Genomic DNA, 14,172 nt, shown 5'->3' with positions numbered 1-14,172 from the left:
CCCACCCAGCACACCAGCCTCCCGACCGGGAGCACCCAAGAGAAGAGAAGATCATGTTCGCATCGAAGAAGAGCCGCCTCGCGGCCGGCGTTCTCGCCGCCGGGGCGCTGCTCGCCCTCAGCGCCTGCTCCTCCGGGGGCGGCGCGTTCAGCAGCGACTCCGCCTCGTCCTCCAGTGACACCGTCACGGTCGGCTCGGCCGCGTTCGGCGAGTCCGAGATCCTCATGCAGATCTACGGCCAGGCGCTCGAGGCCAACGGCGTCAAGGTCGCGTACAAGCCGAGCATCGGCCAGCGCGACGTCTACCTGAAGGCTCTGCAGGACGGCTCCATCGACCTCATCCCCGAGTACAGCGGCAACCTGCTCCAGTTCTACGACAAGAACAGCACCGCGACCTCGAGCGACGACGTCTATGCCGGCCTCAACGACGCCCTGCCGAAGGGCTTCGAGGTGCTCGACCAGTCCGAGGCCCAGGACGCCGACTCGTACAACGTCACCAAGGAGTTCTCCGAGAAGTGGGACGTGAAGAGCCTTGACGACCTCAAGAAGGTCACCGACCCGCTGACCGTCGGCGCGAACCCCGAGTTCCAGACCCGCCCCTACGGTATCCCCGGGCTGAAGTCGGCGTACGGCGTCACCGCGACGCTCAAGCCGATCAGTGACTCCGGCGGACCGCTGACCGTCGCCGCCCTCAAGAACGGTGACGTCCAGCTGGCCGACATCTACACGACGACGCCGGCCATCAAGGACAACGGGTTCGTCACCCTGAAGGACCCGAAGAACCTGATCGCCGCGCAGAACATCGTGCCGCTGATCAACAGCAAGAAGGCGTCCGACAAGGTCAAGGACGTGCTGAACAAGGTGTCGAAGGAACTCACCACCGAGGATCTCATCGACATGAACGGCGAGAACCAGGGGTCGAGCAAGACCCAGCCGGACGCCGTCGCCAAGAAGTGGCTCCAGGACCACCCGATCAAGTAACGGTTCGGTCGGCTCCATCAAGCGGCGGCTCGGGTTCCCGGGCCGCCGCTTCCATGTGCCGGCTCTCGCGCTTGCCGAGCACCTTCTTGACCACGAACACCGCGATGATGAACATTGCGATGACGGCGACGAAGGCGTATCCCGCCCAGTGCAGCTCTCGCGACAGCTCGCGGTAGCCTCCCGCGGCGGCCGAGCCGACGCTCACGTAGGCGAACGCCCAGAGCACGCAGGCAGGAGCCGTCCAGGCCATGAAGGTCCGGTAGCGCATCGGGCTCATCCCCACCGTGAGCGGGATGAGCGAGTGCAGCACCGGGAGGAACCGCGACAGGAACACGGCGATCCCGCCGCGGCGCGCCAGGTACGCTTCGGCGCGATCGAAGTTGCGCGTGCCGACGCGACGGCCGAGCCGGCTGGTGCGGATGCGCGGGCCGAACCAGCGACCGAGCGCGAACCCCAGCGACTCGCCGCAGAGCGCACCCACGATGACGACGGCGACCAGCGCGACGTACTCGACCGGGTTCGCCACGCCGGTGCTGGCGACCAGCACGATCGTGTCGCCCGGGACGATGAGCCCGATCAGGATGGACGTCTCGAGCAGGATGCCGAGCCCGGCCAGCAGCGTCCGGAGCACCGGGTCGACGCTCTGTACGAGGTCGAGCACCCAGGTCAGCGCGTCGTTCATGTCGTCCCTCCGGGCAGCGGCATAGCCGAAGCGTAGCGGCGCGGCCTGACCCGTTGCTGGATCGAGCGGATGCGCTCAGCTGACGAGCACGACCACCGGCGGCACGACGACGAGCAGCACCGTGGCCACCACCACGGTCGCTCGCAGCACGGGACCGACGGTCCGGCGGCCGTCGGCAAGGCGCTCCTCGCGGGCGACGAGGGCGGCGCGCCGCTGCTCCGGCGTCCGACGGTCCTTCGGAGCCCCGAGCACGGCGCCCGCGTGCCCCGTCTCGTCGACGAGCCGGATCGCCCCCGCGAGCACGCGGTCCCCCGCCTCGTGGCGAGCGGTGTCGTCGGCGAGCATCTCCAGGAGCAACGCGACGGCGTCCTGCGCCCGGGTGGCGATGGGGAACCAGGGGAGGGCGCGCTTCCAGGAGCGGAACGCATCCAGCAGCAGGTGGTGCTTCTGCCGCAGATGGGCGCGCTCGTGGGCGACCACCGCATCCAGCTGGTCGGGGGAGAGCAGCGCGATCATGCCCTCGGAGAGCACGGTGACGCTGCGCGCGCCCGGCAGGCAGTACGCGGCGGGCGCGGGATGGTCGATCACGCGGGTGGTCGGTGCGTCCGGCAGGGGAGAGGAGAGCAGTCTCAGCAGCTCCATGTGCCGGTGGCGCTGGTTGCGGCTGCGCACCGAGGTGAGTGCGAGGTTCAGGAGGAGGTGGGCTGTCAGCAGCACGGCCGCGCTCAGCAGAAACGCGTTGAGGAGGCTGGCGTCGGGCGGCAAGGGGCCGTGGAACAGCGAGGCAGCCGCTCCACCGATGCGCGACCACAGGTTGTCGCCGAACGGCTGCAGCCCGGCCAGTAGCAGCGAGCCGATCATCGAGATGCCTCCCGCGAGGGCGATCGACTGCCAGAGGGCGACGGCCAGCACGGGGGCGGCGGAGGGCCACTTGGCGCGCGCGAGCAGCAGCGGCACGGGCCACGCGAGCGCTATGGCGAGCGCGCCCAGGAAGATCGCGCCGGTGAGCCCGGCGGCGGGGTCGCTGCTCACACGCTGCGGGCGTCGAGCAGGCGGCGCAGCACCTCGGCTTCGGACTCGTCGACCGAGCCGACGAAGTAGGCGAGCGCCTCGGTGCGGTCAGAGGACGACTCCAGCACTTCGCGCATCAGATCGGCGACGTGACCGGCGCGCGAGAGGGCCGCGTAGTACAGGTGCGGTCGGGCGTCGCGATCGCGGCCGACGAACCCCTTGGCCTCGAGGCGGGAGAGGACGGTGAGGATCGTCGTGAGCGCCGGTGCCTTTCCGGTGTCGCGGGCCGCCGCCAGCTTGTCGCGTAGCTCGCCCGCGGTGATGGGGGCGTCGCCGTCCCACAGGGCGTCCATGACAGCCCGTTCGAGTTCTCCGAGATTGGCCACGAATCCAGAGTAGCGCGATCAGGCTGAGAATGTTCTACAGTTCGTAGAAGTTCGGTTCTACAATGTGTAGAAGAAGAGGCGAAGGGAACGCACGTGAACGAAATGCTGGACCCGCTCCTGCTATCCCGGTGGCAGTTCGGGCTCACCACGATCTACCATTTCCTGTTCGTGCCCCTGACGATCGGCCTGGTCACCTGCACCGCGATCTTCCAGACGGCCTGGTACCGCACAGGGAAGCCGCACTACCTGCAGCTGACCCACTTCTTCGGCAAGATCTTCCTCATCAACTTCGCGATGGGCGTGGTGACCGGCATCGTGCAGGAGTTCCAGTTCGGCATGAACTGGTCGGACTACTCGCGCTTCGTCGGCGACATCTTCGGCGCGCCGCTCGCCCTGGAGGGGCTGCTCGCCTTCTTCCTGGAGGCGACGTTCATCGGGCTGTGGATCTTCGGGTGGGACCGCCTCCCGAAAGGACTGCACCTGGCGACCATCTGGATCGTGTCGGTGGGCAGCATCCTCTCGGCGTACTTCATCCTCGCGGCGAACGCTTTCATGCAGAACCCGGTCGGCTATCACCTGAACGCTGCAAAGGGCCGGGCGGAGCTCACGGATCTCTGGGCCGTGCTCACGAACAAGGTCGCCGTCGCCGCCTTCCCGCACACGATCTTCGGCTGCTTCATGGTCTCGGCCGGCCTGATCATCGCCGTCGCCGCGTGGCATCTCTCGCGCAACAACCACCTCGAGACGATGCGGCCAGCGCTCACGTTCGGTCTCTGGCTGATGGTCGGCGCCGGGATCGGCACGGTCCTGAGCGGCGACCAGCTGGGTCTCGCGATGGTCGAGACGCAGCCGATGAAGATGGCCGCCGCGGAAGCCCTCTACAAGACCTCGACCGGTGCCGACGCCTCCTTCTCCATCTTCACCCTCGGCACCCCGGACGGCGTGCACGAACTGTTCTCGATCCGCGTGCCGTACCTGCTGTCGTTCCTGTCGACGCACAGTCTCAAGGGCACGGTGGAGGGCATCAACGACCTGCAGGCGCAGTACACGCAGCTCTACGGCCCCGGCGACTACACGCCGACCATCTGGATCACCTACTGGGCGTTCCGCTGGATGATCGGGCTCGGGATGCTCCACGTCGCCATCGCCGTGGTCGGACTGTGGTTGACCCGTAAGGGCCGCACACCAACTCGCGCCTGGCAGTGGAAGATCGCGATCTGGGCCATGCCGCTCTCGCTGTTGGCGATGATCGTCGGCTGGGTCTTCACCGAGATGGGGCGGCAGCCGTGGATCGTGTTCAGCCTCATGAAGACGGCCGACGGCGTCTCGCCCGGGACGACGGGACTCGAAGTGCTGATCTCGCTCGTCGCCTTCACCGCCATCTACGGCACCCTCGCGGTCGTCGAGTTCATGCTCATCAAGCGCGCCGCCCAGAAGGGGCCCGAGCCGATCGAGAAGCACCTCGACGACGCCGGCGAGCCCATCCCCGTCGCCACGGTCTACTAGGAGGAGCACGACAATGGATCTCGCAGTTCTCTGGTTCGGCATCGTCGCCTTCTTCTTCGTGGGGTACTTCGTGCTCGACGGCTTCGACTTCGGAGTGGGGATGGCGCTGCCGTTCCTCGGCCGCGACGACGTCGACCGCCGCGTGATGATCAACACGATCGGCCCGGTCTGGGACCTCAACGAGACGTGGGTCATCGTGGGAGGCGCAGCGCTCTTCGCCGCCTTTCCCGAGTGGTACGCCACCCTGTTCAGCGGCTTCTACCTGGCGCTGCTGCTCATCCTGCTCGCCCTGATCGTGCGCGGCGTGTCGTTCGAGTACCGGCATCAGCGCGCCGGCGCCCGGTGGAAGAAGTGGTTCGACGGGATGATCATCGTCGGCTCCGCGGTCCCCGCGTTCCTCTGGGGCGTCGCCTTCGCGAACATCGTGCAGGGCGTCGCACTCGACGCCAACCACGACTACACCGGGACGCTGTTCGACCTCCTGAACGGCTACGCCATCGTCGGCGGCTTGACGACCCTCCTGCTGTTCTTCACCCACGGCGTCGTCTTCATCTCGCTGAAGACGGATGGCGACCTCCGCGTCCGGGCACGGCGGCTCGCCGCGCGTTCGGGGGTTGTGGCCATCGTTGTCGCGGCGGTGTTCCTCGCCTGGACGGCGATCTCGCACTTCTCGCCGGTGTTCCTCGCGCTCGCGATCTTCGCGGCGGTTGCGCTGGTCGCCTCCTGGATCGCCAACCTGCGCGGTGCCGAGGGATGGTCGTTCGGGTTCATGGCGGCCACCATCGCCCTTGCCGTCGTGTCGTTGTTCGCTGCGCTGTTCCCCGACGTGATGCCCTCGTCGCCGAACCCGGAGAACAGCCTCACCATCGCGAACGCGTCCAGCTCGCAGACCACGCTGACGATCATGACGTGGGTCGCGGCGATCTTCCTTCCGCTGATCCTCGTCTACCAGGGCTTCACCTATTGGATCTTCCGCAAGCGGGTGACGCGGGACCACATCCCGCAGGATGCTCCCGAGCCCGGCGGCGCGGACGACGCCCAGCAGCCCGTGACGGCCTGACGTGCGCCCGCTCGACCCCCGACTCCTGCGGTACGCCTCGGCGACCCGCGGCACCCTCGCCGCGGGAGCCGGGCTCGCGGTGCTGCAGACCGCATCCATCATCGCCTCAGCGTGGCTGCTGACGGATGTCGTGGTGCGTGCGATCGCCGGGGAGCCGCTCGCGAGTCTCGGCCCGACGGTCGGCCTGCTCGGTCTCGTCGTGGTCGTGCGCGCGGGTCTGCTGTGGGCGGTCGAGTCGGTGTCGTCCCGCGGCGGAGCGCGCGTCGTCGGGCAGCTGCGGGAGCGGCTGGTCGCGGCGGTCGGAGGGCTCGGTCCGGGATGGGTCGCCCGCCGGAGCACCGCCGACGTCACGCTCGTCGCCGGTCACGGCATGGACGCGCTGGACGGCTACTTCGCTAAGTACCTGCCGCAGCTGATCGGCACCGCCATCGCGACACCCCTTCTGGTGCTGACGATCGGCTGGCGCGACCTCACCAGCGGGATCATCCTCGTGATCACGCTCCCGCTCATCCCGGTGTTCATGGTTCTGGTCGGCTGGGCGACCCAGGCGGCCCAGAAGCAGCAGTGGCGGGCGCTCTCCACCCTCTCGAGCGGGTTCCTGGATGTGGTCGCGGGGCTCTCGACGCTGAAGCTGTTCGGGCGGCAGCACCGCCAGGAGGCGCGGATCCGCCAGGTGAGCGAGCAGTATCGCGTTCACACCATGCGGGTGCTGCGCATGTCGTTCCTCTCCGGGTTCGTGCTGGAACTGGCCGCGAGCCTGTCCGTCGCGGTGATCGCCGTGACGATCGGCCTGCGCCTGCTCGGCGGCTCGCTCGACCTCTCGGTCGGACTGTTCGTGCTGCTGCTCGCGCCCGAGGCGTTCCTCCCGCTGCGCAACGTGGGCGCGAGCTACCACGCGGCCGCGGAGGGCATCGAGGCCGCGTCGAACGCGTTCGAGGTGATCGAGGCGGCGGAGAGCGTGGACGTCGTGACGCCGCGTGCCGATGCCGCCGCCGGCACCGGATTGGCATTCGAGGATGTACGGATCGCATATGACGGACGCGCGGTCGTCGACGGTTTCACCGCTGCGGTGCCGCCGGGGACGTTCGCGGTGCTCCGGGCGCCGAGCGGGGCAGGCAAGTCGAGCCTGGTGAGCGCGGTGCTGGGCTTCACCGCGTCCGAGGGCCGCATCCACGCGGGCGGCCGGACCGACGCGGTCGGGCGGCGCGAGGCGATCGCGTGGGCCGGCCAGCGGCCCGGGCTGCTCGCAGGCAGCATCGCGTCGAACGTCGCACTGGGCGACGAGGGCTCCGCACTCGACAGGGACGCACGCGTCGCCGCGGCGTTGCGGGATGCTGCGGCCGCCGAGCTCGACCCGACGCTGGAGCTCGGCCCGGGCGGATCCGGGCTGTCCGGCGGCCAGGCCCAGCGGGTCGCGGTCGCACGGGCGCTGTACCGCCTGCGGTCGCGTCGGTGCCCCGTGTTGATCCTGGACGAGCCGACCTCGGCGCTCGACGCGGACACCGAGGCGCGCCTACTGCGTGCGGTGCGGCGTGCGGCGGACGACGGCACGGCGGTGCTCGTGGTGAGTCACCGGCCGGCGGTGGCGGAGTCGGCGGATGTGGTGCTCACGCTGCCTGTGCGCGACGCGTCGGCCGCGGCCGCAGCGAGCACGCAGTCCGAGGAGAGCGAGGTGTCCGGTGTCCGCTGAGACGATGGCGCGAGACTCGCGCATGCAGGGTGCTGCGGATCCCGTGGAGGTGCGCCGCATTCTGCGCCTGGCCATCCCCTCCCCGGGCCGGCTGTGGGCCGCCATCGGGTTCGGGTTCCTGAGCGGGGGAAGCGCCGTCGCGCTGCTGGGCGTCTCGGCGTGGTTGATCACGCGGGCCTCGGAGCAGCCCGCGCTGATGTACCTGTCGGCGGCTGTCGTCGGGGTCCGGGCGTTCGCCCTCGGACGCGCGTTCTTCCGCTATCTGGAGCGGTTGGCCGGTCACGACGCGGCTTTCCGGCAGCTCGGGACGGTGCGCTCGCGCCTCTACGCGCGACTGGAGCCGCTCGCGCCGGACGGACTGCGCGGTGTGCGCTCGGGCGACCTGCTGGCGCGGCTGGCGGACGACGTGGACGAGCTCCAGAACCTCGCGCTGCGCGTGATCCAGCCGCTGGTGAGCGCGGGGCTGGTCGCCGTCGGCAGCATCGTCGCCGCGTTCCTGATCCTGCCGCCAGCAGGCGTCGCGCTGCTGGTCACGCTGGCGGTGGCCCTGGTCGCGGGGATGCTGGTGAACCGGTGGGTCGCGGGAGCCGCGGAGCGTCGCATCGCGCCGCTCCGGGCCGAGCTCGACGATGCCCTGCACGACCTGGTCGCGAACCTCGATGTCCTGACCGCCTACGGGGCGCTTCCCGCGGCGCAGGAGCGCGTGCGCGCGGCCGGCGAGCGGCTGACGGCGGCGTCGCGCACGCGGGCGGTGGGTCTCGGCCTGACCGCGGGCGTGGTGTCGCTCCTCGCGGGCGCGGCGACCGTCCTCGGGCTCTCGGGCGGCATCCCCGCGGTGATCGACGGCTCGCTCGGCGCGCCGGGACTCGCCGTCGTGGCTCTGCTCCCGCTCGCGGTGTTCGAGGTCTTCGGCACCGTCCCGCTGGCGTTCGGCGCCTGGCGGCGAGTGCGGGCGAGCGCGGAGCGGATCGCGTCGGCGGCGCCGATCGAGGTGCCGGACGGAGTCCCGGTGGATGCGCCGGACGCCCGGCCCCTTGGCGTGAACCGCGCCGGTGGGGCCCCGGAGGTGCTGCTCGACGGCGTGTCGGCGCACTGGCCGGACGACGATCACGACGTGTTGCGCGAGCTCGACCTGCGGCTGCGGCCGGGGGAGCGCGTGCTGCTCACGGGCCCGACCGGTGCAGGCAAGACGGCACTCGCCCACGTGCTGACGCGGCTCATCGACCACAGCGGGGACTACTCCATCGACGGTGTTCCGGCCCGCGACCTGCGCCAGGACGACGTGCGACGCGTGATCGGGCTGGTCGAGCAGCGGCCCTACCTGTTCGACTCCGACCTGCGACAGAATCTGCTGTTCGCACGCGACACGGCGACAGACGACGAGCTGCTGGCTGCGCTCGACCGGGTGGGACTGCGCGACTGGGCTCTCGCCCGCGGCGGGCTGTCCGAGCCGGTCGGCGAGCGCGGCGCCCTGGTGTCGGGCGGTCAGGCCCAGCGGATCGCGCTCGCCCGCGCGCTGCTCGCCGACTTCCCGGTGCTCGTGGTCGACGAGCCCACCGCGAACGTCGACAGCGCGGTCGCCGATGCGATCGTGCGGGATGTGCTGCGGACCGCGGCGGAGGACGGCCGGACGGTGCTCCTCATCTCGCACACGGACGTTCCGACCGAGCTGGTGGATCGGGTGGTGCGGCTGGAGGACGGCGCGCTGGTCGGCTAGCGGGGTCGTTGCCGGGCCGAGCGGCTCAGGGCAGCGGGTCAGGCAACGGTCGCGCCAGCGCGGCGAACCGCGCACGCCACGCGTCGGTCCGCGCGGGATCATGCGCGAGAGCCGGTCCGCCCACCCACGCGGTGACGGCGCGGATACCGTGCAGCGCGTTCACGGCCCAGAGCACGGCGCCCTCCAGCTCGGAGGGCCGGACGGCCACATCCTCGACCGGCACGCCGAGCGCCGCGGCCACACCTCGTACCGTGCGCGCGGCGACGCTGTCGACCCGGGGGAGCGAGAACGGCGGTGCGTAGAGCGCATCGCCGCGCCACCAGAGCAGTGCGGTCGTCGTGCCGTCCGACACGCGGCCGTGGTCGAGGATGATCGCCTCCTGCGCCCCGCGCCGCTGCACCCGCTGACGGAGAGCGCTGAGCCGATCGAGGTCCGGCCCCTTCAGGTGCGGGACGACGCGCGGGTCGGCGTCGGCGGTCGCGACCACCAGTTCGGAGGTCAGTTCCGGCGCCGTCCGCAGCCGGAACCGCAGGCGCAGGGCGTCGCGCGCACGCACGAGCTCCAGCCGCGGAAACCAGTCGCCCTCACGCGGCAGCGAGCCGATCGCGGCATCCCAGAACGTCTCCACCTCGGCGCGGTCGGCGAAGCCCTGCTCGCGGACGGTCTCGGCGAACCGGCTGCGGTGCAGTCCGAGCGCCAGGACGCGGCCGTCGCGGACCAGGAACGAGTCGGCGGCGAGCAGCTCGGTCTCCGTCACCTCGCAGTCGTCGCGCACGCGGAGCTCACCGCCCGCCCAGTCGGCGAGGGAGCTGACCGGTCCGGTGCTGCGCGTGTCCACTCGCCTAGGCTAGTCCGGTGCTCACCCCGCTCCGCGTGCAGCCGCTCGACACCTGGGTCGACCCGGCCGACGCGTTCGCGACGCTGTTCGGCGGCGGCGGGGGCGGAGTGGATGGGGTCTGGCTCGACAGCGGGCCCGAGGCGCTCAGCGGGCGGTCCTTCATCGGGACGGGCCGTGTGCGGATGACCGCCTCCGTTGCCGACGGCACGGTCACCGTCGGCGGCGTGACGCGGCCGGGAGGCGTGCTGGATGCGCTGCGCTCCGACCTGGGGCTGCAGCGCGACGAGCGGGCCGAGCGTCTCGCCGCTCCGATCGGCTGGTGGGGCCGTATCGGTTATGAGGCCGGTGCCTCGGCAGCCGGTGCGCCGGTCGCGGTGCCGGAGCACGGCCGCACGACCGACGCATCCCTGCTGTTCGTCGACCGCGTGGTCGCCTTCGACCACACCGACCGGACGATCGAGATCGTCGCCCCGGATGACGCCGACGGAGCGGCCTGGATCGACACGACCGTGCGCGCGCTGGCGAACGCCGCCGGTGCCGCCGACGCCTACCTGGCTGCGCATCCCCTCCCGTCGGCTGCCGCACTCTGGCGCCACGACGACGACGCCTACCTCGCCGCGATCGAGGCGTGCCAGGACGCGATCCGCGCCGGCGACGCCTACCAGCTCTGCCTCACCAACCGCATCACGGCGAGCAGCACGGCCGACCCGCTCGCCGTGCACCTGCGCCTCCGCCGGGCGAGTCCGGCGCCGTTCGGCGGCTTCGTCCGGATCGGCGAGCAGACGCTCGTCAGCTCGTCGCCGGAGGAGTTCCTGCGCGTCGGCGCGGGCCGCGTCCGCACGCGCCCGATAAAGGGCACGCGGCCGCGCGGAGCCACCGTCGCCGCCGATGTCGAAATGCGCGCGGAGCTGGAGGCGAGCGAGAAGGAACGCGCCGAGAACGTGATGATCGTCGACCTGATGCGCAACGACCTCGGTCGGGTGTGCGAGGTCGGCTCCGTCGAGGTCAGCCACCTGCTGGCGGTGGAGAGCTACGCGCAGGTCCACCAGCTGGTCTCGACGGTCGAGGGCCGGCTCCGCCCCGGACTCGGCGCGGTGGATGCGGTGGCGGCGTGCTTCCCGGCCGGCTCGATGACCGGGGCACCCAAGCTGAGCGCCATGCGCATCCTGAACCGGCTGGAGGGCGGCCCGCGCGGGGCGTTCGCCGGATGCTTCGGCTATCTGGGCGTGGACGGAAGCGCGCACCTCGCGATGGTGATCCGCAGCATCCACTTCAGCGGCGACGACGTCGTGATCGGCGCGGGAGGCGGCATCACCGCGCTCTCGGTCCCTGCGGAGGAGCTGGCGGAGGTGCGCGTGAAGGCGGCCGCGCTGCTGGCGGCGGCCGGACTGAGCGGCGGGAGCACGCGCTCGGCGAACTGAGGGCGCGCTGGGAACGGACTGGACGTCGCCGACGTTTAGTAGTCTGGAGTACCGGGCGCGCGCCGCCCGTCCTCTTCCGTGCCGCCAGAAATCCCGACGCGGCACGACGGAACCGAGATTGAGAGTCACGTGGCACACGAGCACGACGCAGCCGGCACCACGGCAGCGAGCACCCCCCAGCAGACCGGTCGCGCCCACGATGAGCGCGCCGCCTACGATTTCGCCGCCATCCAGGACAAGTGGCTCCCCGTCTGGGAAGAGCTGCGGCCGTTCGCGACCGACGACCCCGCCGACAGCCGCCCGCGCAAGTACATCCTCGACATGTTCCCGTACCCGTCCGGCGACCTGCACATGGGTCACGCCGAGGCGTACGCCCTGGGTGACGTGATCGCGCGCTACTGGCGCCAGCAGGGCTTCAACGTGCTGCATCCCATCGGCTGGGACTCTTTCGGTCTGCCCGCCGAGAACGCCGCCATCAAGCGCGGACTCGACCCGGCCGGCTGGACCAACGACAACATCGCGCAGCAGAAGGCGAGCATGCGCCGCTACGCGCCCAGCTTCGACTGGGACCGCGTGCTGCAGACCTCCGACCCGGCGTACTACCGCTGGAACCAGTGGCTGTTCCTGAAGCTGTACGAGAAGGGCCTGGCGTACCGCAAGGCGAGCCAGGTCAACTGGTGCCCGTTCGACCAGACGGTTCTGGCGAACGAGCAGGTCGTCGGCGGCCGCTGTGAGCGGTGCGACAACCTGGTCACCAAGAAGAAGCTGACCCAGTGGTACTTCCGGATCACGGACTACGCCGACCGCCTCCTGGACGACCTGAACCAGCTGGAGGGCGCCTGGCCGTCCAAGGTCATCTCGATGCAGCGCAACTGGATCGGGCGCTCCACGGGTGCGGACGTCACGTTCCGCATCGAGGGCCGCGACGAGCCGGTGACGGTGTACACGACGCGCCCGGACACGCTGTACGGCGTGACCTTCATGGTGGTCGCGCCCGACTCCGACCTGGCCACCGAGCTGGTCGAGGGCGCGCGTCCCGAGGTGCGCAAGCGCTTCGACGACTACCTGGAGGTCGTGCGCGGCACCACCGAGATGGACCGCCTGAGCACGGAGCGCGAGAAGACCGGCGTCTTCCTGGAGCGTCACGCGATCAACCCGCTGACCGGGGAGCGCATCCCGATCTGGGCCGCCGACTACGTGCTGAGCGACTACGGTCACGGCGCGATCATGGCCGTGCCCGCGCACGACCAGCGCGACCTCGACTTCGCGCGCGCCTTCGACCTGCCCGTTCGGGTCGTCGTCGACACCACGCAGCCCGTCACCGGCGCCATCCCGGTCATCCACACGGACCCGGAGACCGGGGAGCCGATCCTGCCGGAGGAGGCGGCGCTCGAGAACCCGTCCGAGACGGGTGTCGCGCTGACCGGCGAGGGGCGTCTGATCAACTCGGGGCCGTTCGACGGGCTGAGCAAGTCCAACGCGATCCGTCGCGTGACGGAGGCGCTGCAGGCGTCGAACCTGGGCGCACCGGCGAAGAACTTCCGCCTGCGCGACTGGCTGATCTCGCGACAGCGCTACTGGGGCACGCCCATCCCGATCATCCACTGTGAGCAGTGCGGCGAGGTGCCCGTGCCCGAGTCCGAGCTGCCCGTGCTGTTGCCGCCGGCCGAGGGACTCGACCTGCAGCCGAAGGGCACCAGCCCGCTGGGCGGGGCAACCGACTGGGTCAACGTCTCCTGCCCGAACTGCGGCGGACCGGCCACGCGCGACACGGACACGATGGACACGTTCGTGGACAGCTCCTGGTACTTCCTGCGGTTCCTGTCGGCGAACGACGACACCCAGGCGTTCGACCCGCGCGAGGCGGAGAAGTGGGCGCCGGTCGACCAGTACGTCGGCGGCGTGACCCACGCCATCCTGCACCTGCTGTACGCGCGCTTCATCACGAAGGTGCTGTTCGACCTGGGCTACATCAGCTTCACGGAGCCGTTCACGGCGCTGCTGAACCAGGGCCTGGTGCTGATGGACGGCTCGGCGATGTCGAAGTCGCGCGGCAACCTGGTCAAGCTCTCCGAGCAGCTGGACGAGCACGGTGTGGATGCGGTGCGCCTGACGATGGCGTTCGCCGGCCCGCCGGAGGACGACATCGACTGGGCGGACGTCTCGCCGTCGGGGAGCGCGAAGTTCCTGGCACGTGCCTGGCGGATCGCGGACGACGTCACCAGCGCGCCCGACGTGGTCTGGAAGACGGGCGACCCGGCGCTGCGCCGCGTCACCCACCGCTTCCTCGCCGACGCGCCCGGACTGGTCGAGTCGTTCAAGTTCAACGTGGTCGTCGCCCGGCTGATGGAGCTGGTCAACGCCACGCGTAAGACGATCGACTCCGGGCCCGGTGCGGGCGACGCCGCCGTCCGCGAGGCTGCCGAGGTCATCGCGATGGCGCTGAACCTGTTCTCCCCGTACACCGCGGAGGACATGTGGGCGAAGCTCGGCTACGAGCCGTCGGTGGCGCTGGCGCAGTGGCGCAAGCCCGACCCGACCCTGCTCATCGAGGAGTCGGTGACCACGGTGGTGCAGGTGGACGGCAAGGTGCGCGACCGCCTGGAGGTCTCGCCGAAGATCGCGTCGGACGAGCTCGAGGCTCTGGCGCGCGGCTCCGAGGCCGTGGTGCGCTCGGTCGGCGACCGCGAGATCGTCAACGTGATCGTGCGCGCACCGCGACTGGTCAACATCGCGACGAAGCCGCGCGGCTGAGCACAGCGCCCGTTTGAGTGCAGCGCCCGCCTGAGCGGGCACGTCGTCGGAAGCGCCGGGTTGTTCACAGCCCGGCGCTTCTGTCGTCTGTCCACGGATGCGGTGGTGATCGGGATCCGCGCCTGCG

At 70.6% G+C, this 14,172-nt stretch carries 11 protein-coding genes; 7 read left to right on the top strand and 4 right to left on the bottom strand.

Going from position 1 to position 14,172, the window contains the following annotated elements; all coding sequences use genetic code 11:
* The first annotated feature begins 53 nt into the window (after positions 1-53).
* On the top strand, positions 54-980 hold the full coding sequence (locus tag ACF1AJ_RS04530) for an ABC transporter substrate-binding protein (RefSeq protein WP_018190885.1): 927 nt from the start codon (positions 54-56) through the stop codon (positions 978-980).
* Here ACF1AJ_RS04530 and ACF1AJ_RS04525 read toward each other — a convergent pair.
* The 3 genes from ACF1AJ_RS04525 to ACF1AJ_RS04515 form a co-directional block, all read right to left on the bottom strand.
* Positions 973-1,662, bottom strand: coding sequence for a DedA family protein (locus ACF1AJ_RS04525; protein ID WP_391506289.1), 690 nt, complete (start codon positions 1,660-1,662; stop codon positions 973-975). The genes ACF1AJ_RS04530 and ACF1AJ_RS04525 overlap by 8 nt on opposite strands.
* Positions 1,663-1,737: 75 nt before the next feature.
* Positions 1,738-2,694, bottom strand: a complete 957-nt coding sequence (locus ACF1AJ_RS04520) for a M56 family metallopeptidase (protein ID WP_391506288.1) — start codon at positions 2,692-2,694, stop codon at positions 1,738-1,740.
* Entirely contained in the window at positions 2,691-3,059 is a 369-nt protein-coding gene (locus ACF1AJ_RS04515; RefSeq protein WP_391506287.1) for a BlaI/MecI/CopY family transcriptional regulator, read from the bottom strand. The genes ACF1AJ_RS04520 and ACF1AJ_RS04515 overlap by 4 nt, the downstream gene beginning before the upstream one ends.
* 93 nt (positions 3,060-3,152) lie before the next feature.
* Here ACF1AJ_RS04515 and ACF1AJ_RS04510 point away from each other — a divergent pair, with 93 nt between their 5' ends.
* From ACF1AJ_RS04510 to cydC, 4 genes are read left to right on the top strand one after another with little or no spacing between them, the layout of a single operon-like run.
* Positions 3,153-4,565, top strand: a complete 1,413-nt coding sequence (locus ACF1AJ_RS04510; RefSeq protein ID WP_391506286.1) for a cytochrome ubiquinol oxidase subunit I — start codon at positions 3,153-3,155, stop codon at positions 4,563-4,565.
* Between the two features lie 13 nt (positions 4,566-4,578).
* A complete protein-coding gene (cydB, locus tag ACF1AJ_RS04505; RefSeq protein WP_391506285.1) occupies positions 4,579-5,625 on the top strand; it encodes a cytochrome d ubiquinol oxidase subunit II in 1,047 nt (348 codons plus the stop codon).
* Between the two features lies 1 nt (position 5,626).
* Positions 5,627-7,315, top strand: coding sequence for a thiol reductant ABC exporter subunit CydD (cydD, locus tag ACF1AJ_RS04500; RefSeq protein WP_391506284.1), 1,689 nt, complete (start codon positions 5,627-5,629; stop codon positions 7,313-7,315).
* A gap of 4 nt (positions 7,316-7,319) precedes the next feature.
* Positions 7,320-9,032: a thiol reductant ABC exporter subunit CydC gene (gene cydC / locus ACF1AJ_RS04495; protein WP_391506283.1), complete on the top strand. Its 1,713-nt coding sequence runs from the start codon at positions 7,320-7,322 to the stop codon at positions 9,030-9,032.
* Between the two features lie 25 nt (positions 9,033-9,057).
* Here the strand turns inward: cydC and ACF1AJ_RS04490 are convergent, their stop codons facing one another.
* The gene (locus ACF1AJ_RS04490) at positions 9,058-9,870 is read right to left on the bottom strand and encodes an aminotransferase class IV (RefSeq protein ID WP_391506282.1); all 813 of its coding nucleotides are present in this window, start codon (positions 9,868-9,870) and stop codon (positions 9,058-9,060) included.
* 17 nt (positions 9,871-9,887) lie between these two features.
* Here ACF1AJ_RS04490 and pabB point away from each other — a divergent pair, with 17 nt between their 5' ends.
* Both pabB and leuS read left to right on the top strand, forming a co-directional pair.
* A complete protein-coding gene (pabB, locus tag ACF1AJ_RS04485; RefSeq protein WP_391506281.1) occupies positions 9,888-11,291 on the top strand; it encodes an aminodeoxychorismate synthase component I in 1,404 nt (467 codons plus the stop codon).
* Positions 11,292-11,420: 129 nt separating this feature from the next.
* Complete coding sequence (gene leuS / locus ACF1AJ_RS04480) at positions 11,421-14,045, top strand: leucine--tRNA ligase (RefSeq protein ID WP_391506280.1); 2,625 nt, start codon at positions 11,421-11,423, stop codon at positions 14,043-14,045.
* Positions 14,046-14,172 lie beyond the last annotated feature (127 nt).

The sequence above is a fragment of the Leifsonia sp. NPDC014704 genome (genome assembly GCF_043083605.1).
Taxonomy (GTDB): domain Bacteria; phylum Actinomycetota; class Actinomycetes; order Actinomycetales; family Microbacteriaceae; genus Leifsonia.
This window is presented reverse-complemented; position numbering and strand designations above follow the sequence as displayed.